At 60.0% G+C, this 19138-nt stretch carries 15 protein-coding genes; all 15 read left to right on the forward strand.

What is annotated here, in order from left to right; all coding sequences use genetic code 11:
- Positions 1 to 108: 108 nt before the first annotated feature.
- The 15 genes from IPP35_09650 (at position 109) to IPP35_09720 (ending at position 19076) form a co-directional block, all read left to right on the forward strand.
- Entirely contained in the window at positions 109 to 489 is a 381-nt protein-coding gene (locus IPP35_09650; protein MBL0059355.1) for a cyclic nucleotide-binding domain-containing protein, read from the forward strand.
- A gap of 364 nt (positions 490 to 853) precedes the next feature.
- On the forward strand, positions 854 to 1468 hold the full coding sequence (locus IPP35_09655) for a hypothetical protein (GenBank protein MBL0059356.1): 615 nt from the start codon (positions 854 to 856) through the stop codon (positions 1466 to 1468).
- 224 nt (positions 1469 to 1692) lie between these two features.
- Positions 1693 to 2439, forward strand: a complete 747-nt coding sequence (locus IPP35_09660) for a hypothetical protein (GenBank protein ID MBL0059357.1) — start codon at positions 1693 to 1695, stop codon at positions 2437 to 2439.
- Between the two features lie 193 nt (positions 2440 to 2632).
- Complete coding sequence (locus tag IPP35_09665) at positions 2633 to 3130, forward strand: zf-TFIIB domain-containing protein (GenBank protein MBL0059358.1); 498 nt, start codon at positions 2633 to 2635, stop codon at positions 3128 to 3130.
- A 165-nt stretch (positions 3131 to 3295) separates the two neighbouring features.
- Positions 3296 to 3784, forward strand: a complete 489-nt coding sequence (locus IPP35_09670; protein ID MBL0059359.1) for an NAD(P)H-dependent oxidoreductase subunit E — start codon at positions 3296 to 3298, stop codon at positions 3782 to 3784.
- A gap of 28 nt (positions 3785 to 3812) precedes the next feature.
- On the forward strand, positions 3813 to 5435 hold the full coding sequence (gene nuoF, locus IPP35_09675) for an NADH-quinone oxidoreductase subunit NuoF (GenBank protein MBL0059360.1): 1623 nt from the start codon (positions 3813 to 3815) through the stop codon (positions 5433 to 5435).
- Positions 5432 to 6136 carry a bidirectional hydrogenase complex protein HoxU gene (hoxU, locus tag IPP35_09680; GenBank protein ID MBL0059361.1) on the forward strand — a complete coding sequence of 235 codons (705 nt, stop codon included), beginning with the start codon at positions 5432 to 5434 and terminating at the stop codon, positions 6134 to 6136. Before nuoF ends, hoxU begins: the two co-directional genes overlap by 4 nt.
- Entirely contained in the window at positions 6133 to 6669 is a 537-nt protein-coding gene (locus IPP35_09685; GenBank protein MBL0059362.1) for an NADP oxidoreductase, read from the forward strand. The genes hoxU and IPP35_09685 overlap by 4 nt, the downstream gene beginning before the upstream one ends.
- Complete coding sequence (locus IPP35_09690) at positions 6662 to 8089, forward strand: Ni/Fe hydrogenase subunit alpha (GenBank protein ID MBL0059363.1); 1428 nt, start codon at positions 6662 to 6664, stop codon at positions 8087 to 8089. Before IPP35_09685 ends, IPP35_09690 begins: the two co-directional genes overlap by 8 nt.
- A gap of 42 nt (positions 8090 to 8131) precedes the next feature.
- On the forward strand, positions 8132 to 8545 hold the full coding sequence (locus IPP35_09695) for a peptide chain release factor-like protein (GenBank protein ID MBL0059364.1): 414 nt from the start codon (positions 8132 to 8134) through the stop codon (positions 8543 to 8545).
- 286 nt (positions 8546 to 8831) lie between these two features.
- Positions 8832 to 10112, forward strand: a complete 1281-nt coding sequence (locus IPP35_09700) for a TolC family protein (GenBank protein MBL0059365.1) — start codon at positions 8832 to 8834, stop codon at positions 10110 to 10112.
- Complete coding sequence (locus IPP35_09705) at positions 10109 to 13228, forward strand: efflux RND transporter permease subunit (protein ID MBL0059366.1); 3120 nt, start codon at positions 10109 to 10111, stop codon at positions 13226 to 13228. The genes IPP35_09700 and IPP35_09705 overlap by 4 nt, the downstream gene beginning before the upstream one ends.
- 13 nt (positions 13229 to 13241) lie before the next feature.
- Positions 13242 to 14693 carry a TolC family protein gene (locus IPP35_09710; GenBank protein MBL0059367.1) on the forward strand — a complete coding sequence of 484 codons (1452 nt, stop codon included), beginning with the start codon at positions 13242 to 13244 and terminating at the stop codon, positions 14691 to 14693.
- Positions 14686 to 17856, forward strand: a complete 3171-nt coding sequence (locus IPP35_09715; GenBank protein ID MBL0059368.1) for an efflux RND transporter permease subunit — start codon at positions 14686 to 14688, stop codon at positions 17854 to 17856. Before IPP35_09710 ends, IPP35_09715 begins: the two co-directional genes overlap by 8 nt.
- Entirely contained in the window at positions 17850 to 19076 is a 1227-nt protein-coding gene (locus IPP35_09720) for a M48 family metallopeptidase (protein MBL0059369.1), read from the forward strand. Before IPP35_09715 ends, IPP35_09720 begins: the two co-directional genes overlap by 7 nt.
- The last annotated feature ends 62 nt before the right edge of the window (positions 19077 to 19138 follow it).

Here is a 19138-nt window from a genome sequence, read left to right on the forward strand (position 1 = left end):
ACCCGCTCACGCTTCCCGTCTCCTGGTTTTCTCTTTGGAATGAGGGGGACTGGTCTGGTGGAAATCCTGGGACGGAGAAAGGGTCATTTTGGACCGAAGGGGAATGCCATGAAAGAAGCGGGTCCTTCCATGGGGGATATGGCGGTCCCCTGCGGAGAGGAAACGGTCGGGCGGTTGGCGGCTCGGCACGTTGTTTATGGGGTGGGAGAGGGCCAAACGCTTTTTTATGCCGGGCATCGACCCGCGGGGTTCTTCCTGTTGGTGGATGGGCGGGTGGACCTTGTGCCGGAACGCGGGCAGGCGGTGGAAGTCCGGGGACCCGCGATCTTGGGCCTGCACCATTTGATGGAAAGTCAACCGTATCCGGTGACGGCTTTGGCCGCGCGGGGCGCCCGGCTGGTGTTCGTGCCGCGTCGGGTCGCCGCGCCGGAGCCCCGTCGACGGACCACGGACCATTCCTCCGAGCCCACGGCGGAGCGCGTTCGGTGAACGGGGGCGAATTCAATGAGTAGGCGCAACGGAATAGTAGAGTCAAGTCAACGTCGCGGGCCTGTCCGGCCCGCACCCGACCAAGGGCCCTTTTTGGACGCGCAAAAAGGGCCCCTGGACCCCAAAAACGCGCCCCGGCGGCCTGCGCGCGCTTTTTCGACGGAGGCCGGACCAACTCCCGTCCCTCAAAGGCCTTCGGGGCGGATCGGACAGGTCCGGCCCCGCTATCGTCGAAAAAACGTGCTCGAAACGCCTTATGGGGAACCAAGGTCAAAAACAAACCGACCCTGTTGCACTGAGACCTAGAACTCGTTGGGGGTGGGAAATCCGGCGGGTTCGCTCAAAAAATGGTTTGATTTGGGGAATGAAACTCCTCCTTCGTCGTCCACCGTTTTCTTCTCTTCTGGCCGGGGCGTTTCTCGTCGGGTGCGCCGCCGGGCCCAGCGTCCATTTGGAAGTCCAGCGGGAGCCGGCCGTGACGGCCGGGCCGTACCACCGGACGCTGGTGGTCTTGCTGACTGGAGATCGAAAGACGAAGAACATCGTGGAAAGCGCTTTTCAGGAATCGCTTCGGAGGACCCAAACGGACCCCGGGCGCGGTTTGGTCCTGTTGGACTCCGGCCTCGGAGATCCGAAGGACGCGGCGAAACTCGGCTACGATTCGGTGTTGGTGGTGGACCGCCATCCCATCGTTCACTGGGCCGAACCCCATGCCGCGACGCTGGCGGACGCTTTTCTCCCCCACGAAGCCACGCCCTTTTCCCAATCCATCGTCCCGGCGGAGGATACCCGGGACAAGCGGCATGTGAACGGGTGCGCCCGTCTTTACGACGCCGTCACCGCTCGCCTCGTCTGGACCTGCCACGGAACCATTTCGGCCTACAAAGACGATTGGACCACCGGCCCCACCCGCGCCGCGGCTCAGGCCGTCGTCAAACGCCTGACGGAAGAAGGGCTTCTTCAGCGGCTTCCGCTCTAACAACCACCCGAATGGTTCGTCATCGTTTCCTCATGCCGGTCTGTTGAGTTGTTCATTTGGCCTGAATAAAATGAGGGGAATGAAATTCTTCTGCTGGCGCTCCCTAAGATTTGGAATTCTTTGCAGAGAATTCTCGGACATGCCCGCCCATGATGGACCATCCCATCCGTTCCGACCCATTTAGTTTTTACGCATTGGCCACCATTTCGTTCCTTGAGAGCGATGTGTCGATCTACGTTGAAAACCTGCGACCGCTCTTCCTGGGGGATACGGGGTTTACTCAATGGCTGATCCATACCTGGCTTCCTGAGGAAAAGACCCACGGTCTTATGACTCAAGAAATGGTCCAAAGGGTCTGGCCTGAATTTGACTGGGAAAGCGCATTCGCCTTTTTTACCGATCGTTATCGGCCTCTTTGCGATACCGCCATGCTCCGACGTTCTCCCGGATTGGAAGCGTTGGCTCGATGTGTCACCGAAACCGAAACCGCCATGATTTATCGAGCCATTGGGGTACAAACAAAATCTGAGGAATTAAAAAAACTGATGTTTCGAATGAGTTCGGATGAAATTCGACATTACAAATACTTTCGAGAGATTTTTCATAAATACGACTCGCGGGAACGACATTCCTTGTGGCGAAAATTCCAAACGATAGCGGATCGAACGAAACTTGTTCGGGATGAAGATATGAATGTGGCTTTCTCTCCCTTGAATCACTATTGGAAAAAGCGCATGCCCTTTCGAGCGCTGTGTTTTAAGGAATTTTGCCTTGGGGCTTCCAGCGTGGCCCAACACTACATCCCATTCGGGACAGCGAAGCAGATGCTTTTGAATCCACTGGAGATGGGATCCTGGTCCAGAGCTCCCGTTTTTGATTTATTGTTTTCTAGTTTTTGTCGCTACCTTCTGCGGTGCATCGGAGGGCCGGCTCGCGGGGCTCACCCGGTCCTTCTGCCAGGCCCCGTCTGAATCCGCGGGGGGGGCGTGCGGCCGTGCTTTCATTTTGACGTCGATGCGGAGCCCGGAGACGAGTTTCGGAAACGTTTTTCCGATGAAATCCTGAAACATCTCATCGGCGTGAACGCGGATTCGTTGCGCTGTTTAAGACCGACGGGGAGGCAGCGGAAACCTGGTTCGTGAACGGAAAAATAGGAGAACCTCCATGCGGTGTCCGGTGTGTGGCAAGGAAATGGTGACCAAAAACTTCGGGGTCAACGTGGATGTATGCGAAAACGGGTGCAAGAGCCTATGGTTTGATCAGGATGAACTCCGAATGCTGGACGAAAAAAACGAAGGGTTGGGGGACGCGTTGGAAGAAGCGTTGCGTTCCCCGAGGAGCAACGACCTCGAAAGGGCTCCCGTCAACTGTCCTAAATGTTCCATTCCATTGCACACCCACAAATACAATCGGGACAAAGAAGTCAACGTGGACGAATGCTACAAATGCGGCGGTTTCTTTTTGGATTCCGGCGAATTGACGGAAATTCGCCATCATTACATGAACGACGCGGAGGTTCAGGCCTATGCGGACCAGGTCATTGCCTCCGTTCCAGAGTTCGCCCTGGCCTTAAGCAACCTCGAGGCGCAAAAAAAGCGTTTGGAGGCGATTCAACATTACACGAAATTCATGACGGTTCAATATTGGCGAAAACAGTTTTGAAGGTAGGCCGATGGGGGTGTTCGTTGGAGGATCGCGGACGATGGACCACAAAAGAGCTACGGGGTTGTCGGGGAAAGGCCTTCTCCCTCCGGCTCTCCTGGCAAGGGAGAAACATGACGGCCGTCATGGTGCTTCCCGAGTTCGGGACGTATCATTATCCTTCCTATGAGCGCTCCCCTCACTTTCGACGATCCCCGCGTTAAGCGCGTGACGCGCGAGATGAAACTGTACGATCGGCGGCCCGACGCGCTGATCCAAATCCTCCACATCGTTCAGGAAATTTTCGGCTATTTGCCGGAGATGGTCCTGCGTTTGGTCGCCAAGGAATTGCGGGTGCCGGCCAGCCGGGTGTACGGGGTGTCTACCTTCTACCACTATTTCTCCCTGAAGGCCCGGGGAGACCATCAGTGCCTGGTGTGCATGGGCACGGCCTGTTACGTGAAGGGAGCGGGAAAAATTTTGGATCAACTCCAGAAAGCCTTCGGGGTTCGGCCCGGAGAAGTGACGCCGGACGGGAAATTGGGGTTGGCCCAGGCCCGGTGCCTGGGGGCCTGCGGTTTGGCCCCGGCGGTGGTGTACGACGAGGAAATTTTAGCGCGGGTGGATCCGGCGAAAATAGCCGCTACGGTGCAGGAGAAACTTCGTGGATCTTGAGAAAACAGCCTCACACGCCAAGGCCCAGATGGGCCAGAAACGGCGCATCGTCGTTTGCGCCGGGGCGGGGTGTTTTTCCTGCAACAGCGCGGAAACGCTTTCGACCCTTCAGAGGTTGGTCAAAGAGCGCGGGGTGGAAACCCAGGTCGACATCGTCCCGGCCGGTTGCATGGGGGCCTGCCAACGAGGGCCCTTGGTTCAACTTCCCAACGACGACATTTTATTGCAAGGCGTAGGGCCCCAGGAAGCGGCCGCGGTTTTGGATCAGGTTTTGGGCGGGCCCGCGGCACCGGCCGAACTCAAACTCTATTCGGCGCGCGAGCCGGACGCGCCAGACGCCCACTTTTTTCAAAAACAACAGAAAATTGTTTTGGAAAACTGCGGCCGGATTAACCCGGAAAGTTTGGACGAATACATTGCCGTCGGAGGATATCAGGCGCTCCACCGAATGCTGAGCGAAATGACCCGGGAAGCCGTGGTGGCGGAAATCAAAAAGTCGGGCCTGCGCGGGCGCGGCGGGGCGGGTTACCCCACGGGGCTCAAATGGGAAACCGTCGCCAAGATGGTGAACGAGCAGAAATACGTGATCTGCAACGCCGACGAGGGCGACCCCGGCGCCTTCATGGACCGCTCGGTGCTGGAGGGCGACCCGCACCGCGTGCTGGAGGGCATGGCCATCGCGGGCTACGCGGTGGGGGCCAACAAAGGATTTGTTTACGTGCGGGCCGAATATCCCCTGGCCATCAAACGGTTGGAACTCGCCATCAAGGGGGCCCGGCGGGAAGGGCTGTTGGGGCGTGAAATTTTCCGAACGAGTTTTTCGTTCGACGTGGAAATCCGCATCGGCGCCGGGGCTTTCGTGTGCGGAGAAGAGACCGCGCTCATCGCCTCCATCGAAGGCCGCCGCGGCCAACCCCGTCCCCGGCCGCCCTACCCGGCGGAATCGGGCCTCTGGGGAAAACCGACGCTCATCAACAACGTCGAGACCTTCGCCAACATCGCGCCCATCCTGACCAAGGGCGGCGAGTGGTTTTCGGCCATCGGGACGCCCAAGAACGCGGGGACCAAGGTGTTTGCCTTGGCGGGAAAAATCCGCAACACCGGGCTGATCGAGGTCCCCATGGGGATCACGCTCCGGGAAATTATTTTCGACATCGGCGGCGGCATCCCCGGCGGGCGGCGCTTCAAGGCGGTCCAGACCGGCGGTCCCTCGGGCGGGTGCATCCCGGAAGCCCATCTGGACACCCACGTGGACTATGAATCGCTCCAAACGTTGGGGTCCATCATGGGTTCCGGCGGGTTCATCGTGATGGACGACACGTCCTGCATGGTGGACGTGGCCCGATTCTTTATGGAATTCTGCATGGATGAAAGTTGCGGCAAGTGCGTGCCCTGCCGGGTCGGAACCAAACACATGCACGACCTTTTGGCCAAAATCTGCGCCGGGCACGCCACCATGGGCGACCTGGCGCTCTTGGAAGAATTGGCTCCCATGGTGAAGGCCACGAGCCTCTGCGGGCTCGGCATGACGGCCCCCAACCCGCTCATTTCCACCCTGCGCTATTTCCGGGACGAATACGCCGCCCACATTCGGGACCGCCGATGTCCAGCGGGCGTCTGCTCCATGGACGCGGTCGAGGCCCTCCGATGAGTTTCACGATCACCATCGACGGTCGCGAGGTTTCGGCGGAACCCAAGGAAACCCTGTTGGACGTGTGCCGACGGGAAAACATTTGGCTTCCCACCCTCTGCGCCATCGACGGGCTGACGGAAGTGGGGGCCTGCCGGTTGTGCCTGCTGGAGATCGAAGGGACCAACAAGCTCCTCCCGGCCTGCACCACCCCGGCGGTCCCTTACCAAAAAGTCCGCACCGAATCCGACCAGCTCCGGAACTACCGGCGGATGATTTTGGAGCTCTTTTTTTCCGAGCGGAACCATATGTGCGGGGTCTGCGTGGCCAACAACCATTGCGAGCTTCAAGGCCTGGCCGTGAAAGCCGGGATCGATCATTTCCGCTACCCGTTCCTTCAACCGGGGGTCCGGGTGGACGCGTCCCACAAGGAATTCGTCTTGGACCACAACCGGTGCGTCCTTTGCACCCGCTGTGTGCGGGTCTGCGACGAGATCGAATCCGCCCACGTGTGGGACGTGATGGGACGAGGCGTCGAGAGCCGTCTGATTTCAGATTTCAACCAACCCTGGGGGGAATCCACGGACTGCACGAATTGCGGAAAGTGCGTCCAGGTCTGCCCCACCGGCGCCCTCTGGAAAAAAGGATCGGTGCCGGGCGAGTTGAAAAAAGATCCTTCCATCGCCGGGGTTTTGGCGGCAAGGCGAAAGGCCCTTCCATGAAAAAGCGCGTCGCCACCGTTTGGTTGGGCGGTTGTTCGGGGTGTCACATGTCGCTCCTGGACATCGATGAAGGCCTTTTGGAGATCGCGCCGCTCATGGACCTGGTCAAAAGCCCGCTCGTGGACGGCAAGGAGTTCCCCGAGAACGTGGATGTGGCGGTGGTGGAAGGGTGCGTGTCCACTGACCAGGATCGGGAACAGATTTTAAAGATCCGGGAACGGTCCAAAGTATTGGTGGCCCTCGGTGATTGCGCGGTGACGGGGAACGTGACGGCGCTCCGGAACCTATTGGGGCCCGCGGCCATGTTGGACCAGGCCTACCGCAAGGCTCCAACGAACGATGGTCAAGGGACGGTCCCGTCGGTGGAAATCCCGACGCTTCTGCCCCAGGCGAGTCCGCTGTCCCGCCACGTGAAGGTGGATGTGTACGTGCCCGGGTGCCCGCCGCCGGCGGATTTGATTTTTACGGCGCTCAAGGCGCTGTTGGAGGGCCGGCCGTTGGAAATCCCGGCGGGGGCGCTAAAAAATGGCTGACAAGACTATCGTTATTCATCCGGTGACGCGCGTGGAAGGCCACGCGAAGATCACCCTCGTTCTGGGTGACGACGGCCGGGTGGCCGACGCGCGGTTCCACGTGGAAGAGTTCCGCGGGTTCGAAAAATTTTGCGAAGGCCGCCATTTCACGGAAATGCCCATCATCACCCCGCGCATTTGCGGCATCTGTCCCGTGAGCCACGCGGTGGCCAGCGCCAAGGCCTGCGAAAATATCATGGCGGTGGAGGTTCCACCGACGGCCACGCTTCTCCGGCGGCTCATGCACCTGGGGCAGATGTTCAGTTCCCACGCGCTCAGTTTTTTCCATTTGTCGTCCCCCGACTTTTTGTTCGGCTGGGATTCGGACCCCGCCTCCCGGAACATTTTGGGCATCGCCGAAAAGTTCCCCGACGTGGCGCGGCGGGGCATCCGCCTACGGAAGTTCGGGCAGGAGCTGTCGTCCCGCCTCTCCGGAAAAAAAATCCACACCGGGGCCGTGGTGCCGGGCGGCGTCACCCAAGCCCTCACGGAAGAAAACCGCGCCGCCCTGTTGGCCTGGATCCCCGAGGCCAAGGAAAGCGTCGAGGTGGCCCTGGGCCTTTACAAGAAATACTGGGACGCCAACCGGAAGGAAATGGAAGCCTTCGCGCGGTTCGATACCCTGTATTTGGGCACCGTCAAGCCGGACGGGACCCACGAACTGTACGACGGAAAACTGCGCTGGGTGGACGCGGAAGGGAAGGTCGCGGCCGATCAGGTGGATCCCGCGCGCTTCGCGGAATTCATCGCCGAACGTCCTCTAGCCTACTCCTATTTGAAAGCGCCTTATTTCAAACCCCTGGGATATCCGGGCGGCGTCTATCGGGTGGGTCCCCTGGCGCGGCTGAACGTGGCCACCAAGATGCCCACCCCACGGGCCCAGAAAGAGTTCGAGAATTTTCGATCCATGGGAGGGGGACGGCCCATCGGGAGTTCCTTCGCCTTCCACCATGCTCGGATCATCGAAATGATGACCTCGGTGGAGCAGGTGGAGATGATTTTGAACGATCCCCTGGTGACTCTCAACGATCTTCGCGCTGAGGCGGGCCGGAACCGGTCCGAGGGCGTGGGCTGTTCCGAAGCGCCCCGGGGCACGCTGTTCCACCACTACACGGTGGACGTCCATGGGATACTCACGGGCGTCAACCTCCTGATCGCCACGGGCCAAAACAACCCCGCCATGAACCGGGCCGTTTTGGAGGTGGCCAAAACCTATGTCCACGGCGCCGACGTTAAAGAGGGCGCGCTGAACCGCGTGGAGGGCGCCATCCGTTGTTACGACCCCTGCCTTTCCTGCTCGACCCACGCCGTGGGCGCCATGCCCCTCCTGCTCGAAATTCAGGACCCCGCGGGGCGGGTTCTCCGCCAAATCAAACGCTGATCCCGCCGTTCCGGGATCCACCCTTCCATCCCTCGGATGAACATGCCTGAATTCCCCGTTCAAGAAAGTAAGGTGAAAGAGTTGGAAGCCCGTTTCGCCCGATTGGGAATTCAGGAGAAGGACCTGGAGGAAAGTTTCGTTCGCTCCGGCGGTCCGGGCGGGCAGAACGTCAACAAGGTGTCCTCCTGCGTGGTTTTGATCCATCGCCCGACGGGCACCGCGGTGCGTTGCCAGGAGGAGAGGTCCCAGGCGTTGAACCGTTTCCTGGCCCGTCGCCGGCTCGCCGAACAGATGGAAGAAAAGGTTTTGGGCGCGGCCAGCCAAAAAAGACAGGCCATGGAAAAGATCCGCCGCCAAAAACGCCGCCGTAGCCGGCGCGCCAAAGAAAAGATGCTTCAAGGCAAACACCACCACTCCCGAATCAAACAAAACCGAAAACGCCCCCACGTCGAGTAGGCGAGCCCGTTTAACGCTCCGAAGCGATTTCTGTAGTTGCCCGATTTATCGGGCGATTGTCCGTCCAAAGAACTCGTCCTGGAAAAAGGTGGCCCCCTAAATGGGGCAACTACAAATTGCATGCTCAGACGGGTGGCCAGGCGGCTAAAGAGACACCATCGGGCGGGCCAACGCCTCAACCAAGAGGCCCAACGGGGCCCCGGCCTTTCCTCGAATTTGAGATAATTTGACGCCGACCGCCCCCTTCGGGGGTGGCGTCCAGAACTCCCTTAGAGCGGTGTGTGTGATGAAGAATAGCTGTTCGTTGATTTTCCTTCTTTTAATTTCTTCGGTTCAGGCGGAAGAGCCGCGGGCGTTGGCGGAGCCTTTGACGTTGGACGCCTGCTACCGTCTGGCTCTGGGGCGGAGCGAGTCGGTGGGGTTGTCCGAGGAAGACATTCGCCGGGGGGAGGCCCAATACGCGCAATTGCGTTCCGGGGTGCTTCCCTCCGTGGGACTGCGCGCTACCGATAAAATCCAGGATATGTCGGGGGTTCCATCGGGGGCCAACGACAGCGTTTCGCGCCGCGATCGGCCCGAAGTCGCTTTGTATGGCCGGCAGGCGATTTTTTCCGGGTTCCGCGAATTCGCGGCCATGCGGGGCCAAAAGGCGGAGATCGCCGCCCGGAGCGAGGCGGTGGGACGCGCCAAAATCCTTCTCTACGAGGATGTGGCCGGGCTCTTTTTCACCGTCGCCGATCGGGACCGGGAAATGGAGAGTCTGCAATATCTGATCCGCCTTTCCCAAGAACGCATCGCGGAACTTAAAAAGCGCGTGGCCATCGGCCGCTCGCGGGAAAGCGAGATCTTGTCCACGGAATCCCAAAACGCCAATCTGGAATCCCGGCTGGAAGTGGCTCGCGGATTTCGGGAAGCCTCCTTGGCGGTCCTGAACACCTTTATGGGTGTTCAAGCCACCGCCATCCGAGACGACCGGCCCGAGGCCGCCGCCCCGGCCCCCTTGGAGAACTATCTTCAAAAGATGGCTCAGCGGCCCGAGGTGCGGGAAGCGGAAGCCCGTCAGGAATCCCGCCGACAGTATATCCGTTCGGCCCGGGGCGGCTATTCGCCCACGCTGGATGTGGGCGGCAACTATTACCTGAAACGCGTGGGAGCCACCGAGCCCGTGGATTGGGACATTCTCTTCACTTTGGACGCGCCCTTTTATAACGGGGGAAAGACGCGAAGCCTGGTGGATCTGGCCAAGTCCGAAGAGCGATCCGCCGCGCTTCAAGTTTCCCAGGCGCGCCGAGAGGCCGAGGGGGAGATTCGGGAACGGCACCGAAACCTTTTGAGTTTGCTCTCCCAGGTGGACAAGTTGAAACGTTCCGCCGACCTGGCTGAAAGGAATTACATGGCTCAGCGGAACGACTACCGTCTGGGCCTCGTGAACAACCTGGACGTGCTGGCCGCTTTGAACACCTGGCAAGAAGCCCAACTGTCGCTGGACACCGCCCGGCTGGCGGCCAAGAACGTCGCTCTTCGCTTGGAACTGGCCACCGGAAACACCCCCGAGGGGAACCCATGACCCTGTCCGACCTGTCCATCAAGAACCCCGTCTTCGCCTGGATGTTCATGATCGGGCTCATCGTATTCGGCGCCCTGAGTTACCAAAAAATGGGGGTCAGCCAATTGCCGGACGTGGATTTCCCGGTGTTGACGGTTTCCATTGATTGGGAAGGCGCCGCCCCGGAGGTGATGGAAACCGAAGTGACGGACGTGGTGGAGGACGCGGTCATGAGCGTGCAAGGCATCCGGGAAGTATCCTCCAACTCCCGGCAGGGCCGCTCGAGCGTGACCTTGGAATTCGATCTGTCCAAAGACATCGACGTGGCGCTCCAGGAAGTGCAAACCAAGTTGGCCCAGGCCCAGCGACTCCTTCCCAATGAAGTGGACCCCGCCGTCGTGTCCAAATCCAACCCCGAAGATCAACCTATTATGTGGCTGGCCGTGAGCGGCAACCGAGACCGCCGTTTCCTGATGGAATATGTGCGCGACAATTTAAAGGATCGATTCACCACGGTCCCCGGCGTGGCGGAAGTCACCCTGGGCGGCTACATCGACCCGAACCTGCGGGTCTGGTTGGACACCGAAAAATTGCGGGCGAGGGAACTGGCGGCCGAAGATGTTCTGCGCGCCATCACAGCCCAGCACGCCGAAGTCCCGGCGGGCCGGATCGAGGCGCCCCGCCAGGAATTGAACGTGCGGGTGATGGGCGAAGCCGGCACGGTGGAGGAGTTCCGCCGCATCATTCTTCCCGCCCGAAGCGGTTCGCCCATCTACAAAACCATCCGCATCGGCGACGTGGCGGAAGTGGAAGACGGTTTGGCGGACCTGCGGCGGCTTTCCCGCTCCAACGGGGTTTCCGCCGTGGGGTTGGGGATCCGCAAACAGCGCGGGGCCAACGCTGTGGCCGTGGCGGACGAGGTGCTTCGCCGCATGGCGGAGGTGCGAAAGGATCTTCCCCAGGGGCTCACCATCGACCTGAATTTCGACACCACTCGTTTTATTCGTGATTCCGTCCATGAACTCGTCACGACCCTGGTGTTGGCCGCGATCCTCACCTCCTTCGTTTGCTGGATGTTCCTGGGATCTTTCAGTTCGGCCTTAAACGTCATTTTAGCCATTCCCACGTCCATCATCGGGGCCTTCACGTTTCTTTATTTTTTCGGCTTCACCCTGAATACCTTCACGCTCCTGGGGCTTTCTCTCTGTGTCGGCATCGTGGTGGACGATGCCATCATGGTGCTGGAAAATATCGTTCGGTACAGAGAAATGGGGCAAAGCCGTGTTCGTGCCGCCATCGTGGGGGCCCGGGAAATATCGTTTGCCGCCATGGCGGCCACCGTGGCCATCCTGGCCATCTTCGTCCCCGTGATCTTCATGAAAGGGATCATCGGGAAATTCCTTTTTTCCTTCGGCGTGACGTTGTCGGTGGCCGTGACGCTTTCGCTTCTGGAGGCTCTCACCCTGGCCCCCATGCGCTGTTCCCAGTTCCTGGACATCGGGCATACCACCGCCTTGGGACGCGGTATGGACCGATTCATGACGGGCCTTTCCAACCTCTACCGCCGGTCGTTGGTCCATTGTTTGAGCGCCCGGTGGGCGGTCATCGGTCTAGCCCTGGCGATCTTCGTCGGATCTCTTTTCCTGGCCAAAGGCGTGAAAAAAGAGTTCGTTCCCTCCCAGGACCAAAGCCGGTTTCTGGTGCGGCTCCAAACGCCCCTGGGGTCCTCCATTGGGTTTACGGACGAGGTGATGAAGAAGGCGGAAGCGATCGTGGCCGAACGGCCCGAAGTCCTGCGCACGTTCGCCGCCATCGGCGGGTTCGGCGGCGGCGATGTCAACTCGGGGATGATGTTCGTCTCCATGAAACCCCGGGGCGCTCGCCCCGTGGCGGACCCCTTCAAACAACCCGCCACTCAGTCAGATTTGATCGGGCTCTTGCGAAAGAAATTGAACGGAATTCCCGGCGTCATGAAAGTCGGCGTCCAGGATCTTTCCCAACAGGGGTTCACGGCCCAGCGGGGCTACCCCGTGGAATTGACCGTGCGCGGCCGGGACTGGGACACCCTGGCCGCCGTCAGCGCCGAACTCATGAAAAAACTGGAAGGCTCCGGCCTGGTCGTGGATGTGGACACGGACTACCGGCTCGGCATGCCCGAGGTTCGCGTCACGCCGGACCGTGAAAAGGCCAACGAGCGGGGCGTCACCGTGGGGGCCATCGCCGATACCATCAACGCCATGATCGGCGGCGTTCGGGCCGGCAAGTTCACCCGGGGGGGGAAACGCTATGACATCCGGGTCCGCCTCGCCACCGGCGACCGGGAAAAACCTGCCGACATCGAGCGCGTTTATGTCCGAAACAATCGGGGGGAGCTGGTTCAGCTCTCGGACGTGGTGGCCATTCGGGAAAAACCCACGCTTCTCACCATTACGCGGAAGAACCGGGAACGGGCCATCGGGATCTTCGCCAACATCGCCCCCGGTCATTCCCAGGGAGAAGTGTTGAGTTTCTTGGATAAAGCCGGCGCGGGTTTGCCCGAGGGAAACCGGTTGGTCCTTTCGGGGAGCGCCCAAACCTTTAAGGAATCGTTCTCCTCCCTCACCTTTGCGCTGGTCCTGGGCCTTTTCGTGGCCTACATGGTGCTCGGGGCCCAGTTCAACAGTTTCATCCATCCGTTCACCGTTCTCTTGGCTTTGCCTTTCAGCATCACCGGGGCGCTCCTGGCCCTGCGACTCACGGGCATCACCTTAAACATCTACAGCATGATCGGCCTCCTCCTTTTAATGGGGCTCGTTAAAAAGAATTCCATTATGCTCGTGGAATTTACCAACGAACGCCGAAAAATCGGCCGCAACGTTCGGGACGCCCTGTTGGAAGCCTGCCCCGTTCGCCTCCGTCCCGTGGTGATGACGTCGGTCTCAACGGTTGCGGGCGCCTTGCCCGCCGCCTTCAGTTTTGGGGCCGGGGCGGAAACCATCCGCCCCATGGCGGTGGTCGTGATCGGCGGCGTCACGGTCTCGACCTTGCTGACGCTTTTCGTCGTGCCGGCGGCCTACAGTTTGTTGGCGCGTCTCCAAAGCCACCGGCACGATCAAGACCTCAAAGAGGCCCTCCTGGAGTTGGGCGAAGGGAAATGAGTTGGCTTTTTCGTTGAGGTTTATTTTTGCGGGGACGGCGATTCTTCTTTTCGCCGCTTTCAGCTGGGGACAATCTCCTCTTTCGTTGGCGGACAGCGTTCGGGAAGCAGTGGAAAAATCGCCCGAAGTGGCCCGCGCCATGATTGCCGCCCGACAGGCGGCGCTCCAAGAGCCGCTCCTCCTTTCCGAGACAGATCCGGATTTCTTTGGACTGTATAACTGGAAAAAAGATGAATCTCCCAGGGCCGCTCCGCTCGTGCAAGGAGAGAAGAGCGAAGAAACCGCCTTTGACCTGGGCATTACCCAGCAGACGTTGCTGGGCACCACGGCGCGGCTGGCGTGGACGAACAATCGTATCTCCAACCCCTCGGCTTTCCGTTCTCTGGACCCCAGCGTGGATTCCCGATTGACCCTCAGCGTCGATCAGCCGCTCCTCCGGTATTTCTGGGGGCGGCCCGACATCGCTCGCCGGAGCCTGTTCCGCGCTTCCACCCGTGCCGCCGAGGCCCAGGCCGCGACCGCCATTGAAAACATCGTGTTGGCCGCGGGGAAAGCCTACGTGACCTATTATTACGCCCAAGAAAATTTGAAAGTGGCTCTAGAATCCAGAACGTCGTCCAAAAAATTGGCGGACGTTTATCAAGATCGAAAACGATACGGATTGGCGGACGATTCGGATCTCGCTCAGGCCGAAGCCTCTTTGGAAGTGGACGAAGCCGAGGTTTTACTTTCGACGTCGCTTTTGGAGCGGGCGCGGTTGAGCCTTTTGGCGGTCCTCCACCGCCAGGGGGAATCCTCCGCCGGGGAGGTGGCGGTGTCCACGCCGACCTTGGATTTGGTTTTGCCCACGTCCGAACCCGACGCCGTGGCACTGGGGCTAAACTCCCGCCCCGATCTTGAAGCGGCTCGGGCGAGGCTGGAAGCGGCCCAATGGAACGAACGGGTGGCGACCCTGGACACGTTGCCCGAACTTTCTTTTTTGGGGTCTTACGGGATGGCGGGGTTGGACACGGGCTACAGCCCCGCCTGGAAGGATTTGAGCCAATGGGACAATCCCGTCGTGAGCGCCGGACTGGCTTTCCGTGTTCCCTTCGCCGGGCGAAAAGAAAAGCTGGAGCGAAAGAGCGGAGCGTTGACCTTGGAAGACGCTCGGCAAGAACTGGCCCGGGTCACGGAAGCGGCCCTGCGCGATATTCGGGACCAGATGGAGGCCCGGCGCCTGGCTCTGGAACGGGTGTCGGTGCGCCGCCGGATCGTGGCCATCGAACGGAAAAAACTGGAGGCCGAAAGGGCCAACTTTCGCCGGGGACGGTCGAGCACGGACCTGTTGGTGCGCTTTCAAAAAGATTTGCAACGGGCCCAAACCGTTGCGCTGTTGGCCGAAGCCGACGAACTCATGACCCAGGTCGAGCTGTCCCGGGCCACGGGCGGGCTCTTTCGCGCCTGGGGAACGACCCATGATTGATTTTTTTCTTCGTCGGCCGGTGGTCACGAACCTCATCACTCTCTTCCTTTTGGTGGTGGGGGGGTATCAGTTTTTTCATGTAAGGCGGGAGGCGTTCCCGGAAATCGATTTTGACATTATGGTCATCACCACCCTTTACCCCGGGGCCTCGCCGGAAGAAGTGGAACGGTTGGTCACGACCAAAATCGAGGAACAGCTTCGGCCGGTGGCGGGGATCGACAAAGTGTTTTCCTCTTCCCTGGAAAACCGGTCCGTCATCACGGTTCGGATGGACGAAGATTTGTCGAAACGCCAAATCGACCGGGCGATCAACGACATCGAACAGGCGGTCAACCGCGTCACGGATTTCCCGTCGGAGGTGGACCGGCCCGTGGTTCAAGAAATAACCAGCGATCGCCCCTTGATCACGCTGTCGGTGGCGGGGGGAGAGGAAGAGGTCCGCCGTCATTTCTCCGATGAATTGGCGGACGTGGTGGAAGACCTGCCCGGGGTGTCCCGGGTGGAGAAGAGCGGGTACAAAAAGCGGGAGATTTGGATCGAGGCCGACCGCCGCCGGTTGAATCAGCATCAGTTGAGCTTGTCCGAAGTGGCCGCCGCGGTGCGCGCCCGCAACACCGATGTTTCCGCCGGAACGGTGGAGGTGGGCACCCAGGAACTCTGGGTGCGGGTCACCGGTTCGGTCTTGTCGGCCGAGCAGGTGGGGGACTTTATCCTTCGCGGTAACGACGCCCGGCAATTTCTCCGTGTCAAAGACGTGGCCCGGGTGGCGGAACGGTTCGAGGATCCCCGGTTCCTCTACCGGGCCAACGGCCTTCCCAGCATCGACCTGAACGTTCGAAAACTCAGTTCGGGCGACACGATCCGGTTGGCGAGCGCCGTGCGGGCCGTTCAAGCCAAATTCACCTCCCGCGCCAAAGCCCAAGGGCTGACGCTGGTGGCTTCCGACGATTGGTCTTTCTTCATCAAACGACGACTGTCGGTGATGACCAACAATTTGGTGCAGGGCGGTATTTTGATTTTAGCCGCGCTCTTCCTATTTTTGGATTGGCGGTTGGCCCTGGTGGCGGCCCTGGGCGTTCCGCTTTCCTTTGCGGCGGCGTTCGCCCTGGCGGTTCCCCTGGGGTTCACCATCAACTTGATGTCGCTGTTGGCGTTCATCATTGTGTTGGGGATGCTGGACGATGATTCGGTGGTGGTGGCCGAAAATATTTACCGCCATCTCGAAATGGGCAAACCCCCGCTCCAGGCCGCCCTCGATGGAACACGGGAAGTGGTGGTCCCCGTCTTGGCGTCGGTGGCGTCCACGTCGGCGGCGTTTTTGCCGTTCGCGTTGGTGACGGGGATCATGGGCAAGTTCTTGTTGATGATCCCGATCATCGTGGTGCTGGCTTTTTTGGCGAGCGCCTTTGAAGCCTTTTTCATTTTACCCGGGCATGTGGCGGAACTGATCCCGTTCGGCAAGCCGATCACCGAAGAATCCGAGGCCCGGGGCTGGTTCCGCTATGTTCGAAACGGGTTTCGGACCGCGGTGTCCTGGGGGGTCCATCATCGGTTCAAATTTGTTCTCTTGACGTTCGCCGTGATTTTAGGGACGGTCGTGATCGCCCGCCATCGGCTCAAATTTGTGCTTTTTCCCGCGGGATTGGTCGACCAGTTCTTTATTCAGCTCGACATGCCGGAGGGGACCCACCTGAAAGAAACGGAGCGGGCCATGGCCTTTGTGGAGCGAGCGGTGTTGGAAATCTCCCCGGAGGATTTGGAGGCCGTGACCTCCAACGTGGGGATGAAAGGGTTTGAGGAAGAGATGCGGGCCGGAACCGCCTACGCCCAAGCGCGGGTGTTTTTGACGCCCGAAGAAAAACGGAAACGGAAAACCAAAACCCTCATTGCGGATTTGCGGGAGAAGCTGAAAGACATTCCGGGAGGCGGCCGGGTGGTTTTTGAAGAGCTTCGCACGGGGCCACCCGTGGGGAAAGCCGTGCAGGTCCTGGTCCGTGGCCGGGACCCGGCGGTCATTGGACGCATCGTCGACAATATCAAAAACGACCTGTCGACCTGGCCGGGGGTTCGGGATTTGCGGGATTCCCGGGAAGGCGGCAAGGTTCAGATGCGCGTGGTCCTTAATCCCCGGGAGGCGGCGTTCGCGGGATTGACCGTGGCGGGGGTGGCGCAGACTATTTTGTACGCGGTGGACGGCGGCGAGGCCAGCGTCATCCGGCGCGGGAACGAACAAGACGAAATCAAAATCCGCGTGCGCCTTCAGGCGGACCAACGGACCCAAGCCCAAGAACTGATGTCTCTGGAGGTGCTCAACCCCCAGGGGCGCCCCGTGAGGCTGGGGGCCGTGGCTCGGGTGGAGAAGGGGCGCGGCCCCCCCTCTCTCGAACGCTACAACTTCCGCCCGGCCGTCACGGTGTCCGCAGACGTGGACACGGCGGTCGCGACCTCCCGGGAAATCAACCTGCGCCTAAAAAACAAGTTTAAGACCCTTTCCGAGGAATTCCCCGGGTATGAATTGGTCTATGGCGGAGAAGAAGAGGAAACCAACAAATCGCTCCGCTCCCTGTACAAGGCGTTCGGGGTGGCGATCTTTTTGGATTTCGTGATCCTCGCCGCGATCTTTAAATCCTATGTTCAGCCGTTCATGATCTTGTTGTCCATTCCGATCGGCATGTTGGGGGTCGTGTGGGCCCTGCTCCTGCACAATCAGCCCGTGAGTTTCATGGCGCTTCTGGGCGTTGTCGCCATGACCGGCGTGGTGGTCAACAACGGCATCGTGCTGGTCAATTTCATCAATCAGCGCCGGGACGAGGGGCTCAGCGTGAAAGAGGCCGCCGTGGAAGGCGCGGTGGTCCGGTTGCGCCCCATTTTCGCCAGTTCGGTGACGACGCTTCTGGGTCTGTTGCCCACGGCCTATGGAAAATTCTTGCAAGACAAATTCGGCATGAACGGGTACGAGCCCTTCGTTTCCCCCATGGCTCTGTCCCTGGCCTGGGGGCTGATGATCGCCATGCCCATGACCTTGTTTCTGATGCCCACCGCGTATGTTTTAATCGAAGACGCCCGCTCGCTCACCGCTCGGGCGATCGCCCCCGTGGTCCGTTCTTTTGGCGGGCTCATTAAGCGGATCGCGGGCGCGACCAAAAAGGAGAAATCATGCTAACCCCTCTGGGCCTATTCATCGCGGGGACCCTCGTTCTCATTCAATGGGTTGAATGGGTGGCCGAGTGGTTGAACGTGAGCGCCTTGAAGAAAGACCCGCCGCCGGGTTTCGAAGACGTCTACGACGGAAAGAAATACGCCCGGGCCCAAGACTACACCCGGGCCAAAACCCGGTTCGGTTTCGTTGATTCTTCCTTGAAACTCGCGGGGCTCTTGGCCTTCTGGTTTTTGGGAGGTTTTGGATTCATGGATCGGTTCGCCGGGAGTTTTGGATTTTCCGAGATCCCCACCGGCGTGATTTACCTGGGAGTTCTTTTCTTTCTGAATGAGCTCTTCAGCCTGCCCTTCTCCATTTACTCGACCTTCGTGTTGGAGGCGCGTTTCGATTTCAACAAAACCACGCCGAGGACCTTCGTTCTCGATCGGTTGAAAGGACTTTTGTTGACCGCGGCGATCGGCGGGCCCCTGTTGGCCCTTTTGTTGTGGTTCTTCGGGCGGTTGGGGTCGACCGCGTGGCTGTGGGCCTGGGGCGCGGTGACGGGGTTCACCCTCCTGCTCCAGTTCGTTGCGCCGAGCTGGATTCTTCCGCTCTTCAATAAGTTCACACCGCTTCCCGAGGGCGACCTTCGTCGGGCGATCTTTGACTATGCCCAGAGGGTGGGCTATCCCCTCTCCAACCTGTTTGTCATGGACGGATCCAAGCGGTCCGCCAAGGGCAACGCGTTTTTTACGGGGTTCGGAAAAAACAAGCGGATCGCCCTGTTCGATACCTTGGTGGAAAAATATTCGGTGGACGAACTGGTGGCGGTTTTGGCCCACGAAATCGGCCACCATAAAAAGGGGCATGTTTGGAAAGGGTTCGCCCTGAGCGCCCTGCAAACCGGTGGAACCCTGTTCGTCCTGTCCCTGGCCCTCCGCTGGCCGGCGCTCTTCGGCGCGTTCCAGGTGGATCCTTCCGTTCACGCGGGGTTCGCCGTGTTCGGGATCCTCTTCTCTCCCGTTGGTTTCATCCTGTCCCTGCCGCTCCACGCCTTTTCACGGCGAAACGAATTCGAGGCGGACCGTTACGCCGCCGAAACCCTCGGCACCGGCCGCGCCCTGGCCTCCGGCCTTCGAAAACTCTCCGCGGAAAGTCTCGCCAACCTCACTCCCCATCCCTTCTACGTTTGGCTCCACGCCACCCACCCGCCGCTGGTGGAGCGGGTGCGCGCCCTCCAGTGATTCGACGAAAAAAAGGGGCGGGGAGCGGTCCGCCCAAAAATCCGTCCAGGCCGGGGATTGTT

Source organism: Elusimicrobiota bacterium, from assembly GCA_016721625.1.
Lineage (GTDB): Bacteria > Elusimicrobiota > Elusimicrobia > FEN-1173 > FEN-1173 > JADKHR01.

Bases quoted from the DNA above. Each gene is read 5' to 3' on its own strand.
- IPP35_09650 (MBL0059355.1), top strand. From the start codon at position 109: ATGAAAGAAGCGGGTCCTTCCATGGGGGATATGGCGGTCCCCTGCGGA.
- IPP35_09655 (MBL0059356.1), top strand. From the start codon at position 854: ATGAAACTCCTCCTTCGTCGTCCACCGTTTTCTTCTCTTCTGGCCGGG.
- IPP35_09665 (MBL0059358.1), top strand. From the start codon at position 2,633: ATGCGGTGTCCGGTGTGTGGCAAGGAAATGGTGACCAAAAACTTCGGG.
- IPP35_09670 (MBL0059359.1), top strand. From the start codon at position 3,296: ATGAGCGCTCCCCTCACTTTCGACGATCCCCGCGTTAAGCGCGTGACG.
- nuoF (MBL0059360.1), top strand. From the start codon at position 3,813: ATGGGCCAGAAACGGCGCATCGTCGTTTGCGCCGGGGCGGGGTGTTTT.
- hoxU (MBL0059361.1), top strand. From the start codon at position 5,432: ATGAGTTTCACGATCACCATCGACGGTCGCGAGGTTTCGGCGGAACCC.
- IPP35_09685 (MBL0059362.1), top strand. From the start codon at position 6,133: ATGAAAAAGCGCGTCGCCACCGTTTGGTTGGGCGGTTGTTCGGGGTGT.
- IPP35_09690 (MBL0059363.1), top strand. From the start codon at position 6,662: ATGGCTGACAAGACTATCGTTATTCATCCGGTGACGCGCGTGGAAGGC.
- IPP35_09695 (MBL0059364.1), top strand. From the start codon at position 8,132: ATGCCTGAATTCCCCGTTCAAGAAAGTAAGGTGAAAGAGTTGGAAGCC.
- IPP35_09700 (MBL0059365.1), top strand. From the start codon at position 8,832: ATGAAGAATAGCTGTTCGTTGATTTTCCTTCTTTTAATTTCTTCGGTT.
- IPP35_09705 (MBL0059366.1), top strand. From the start codon at position 10,109: ATGACCCTGTCCGACCTGTCCATCAAGAACCCCGTCTTCGCCTGGATG.
- IPP35_09715 (MBL0059368.1), top strand. From the start codon at position 14,686: ATGATTGATTTTTTTCTTCGTCGGCCGGTGGTCACGAACCTCATCACT.
- IPP35_09720 (MBL0059369.1), top strand. From the start codon at position 17,850: ATGCTAACCCCTCTGGGCCTATTCATCGCGGGGACCCTCGTTCTCATT.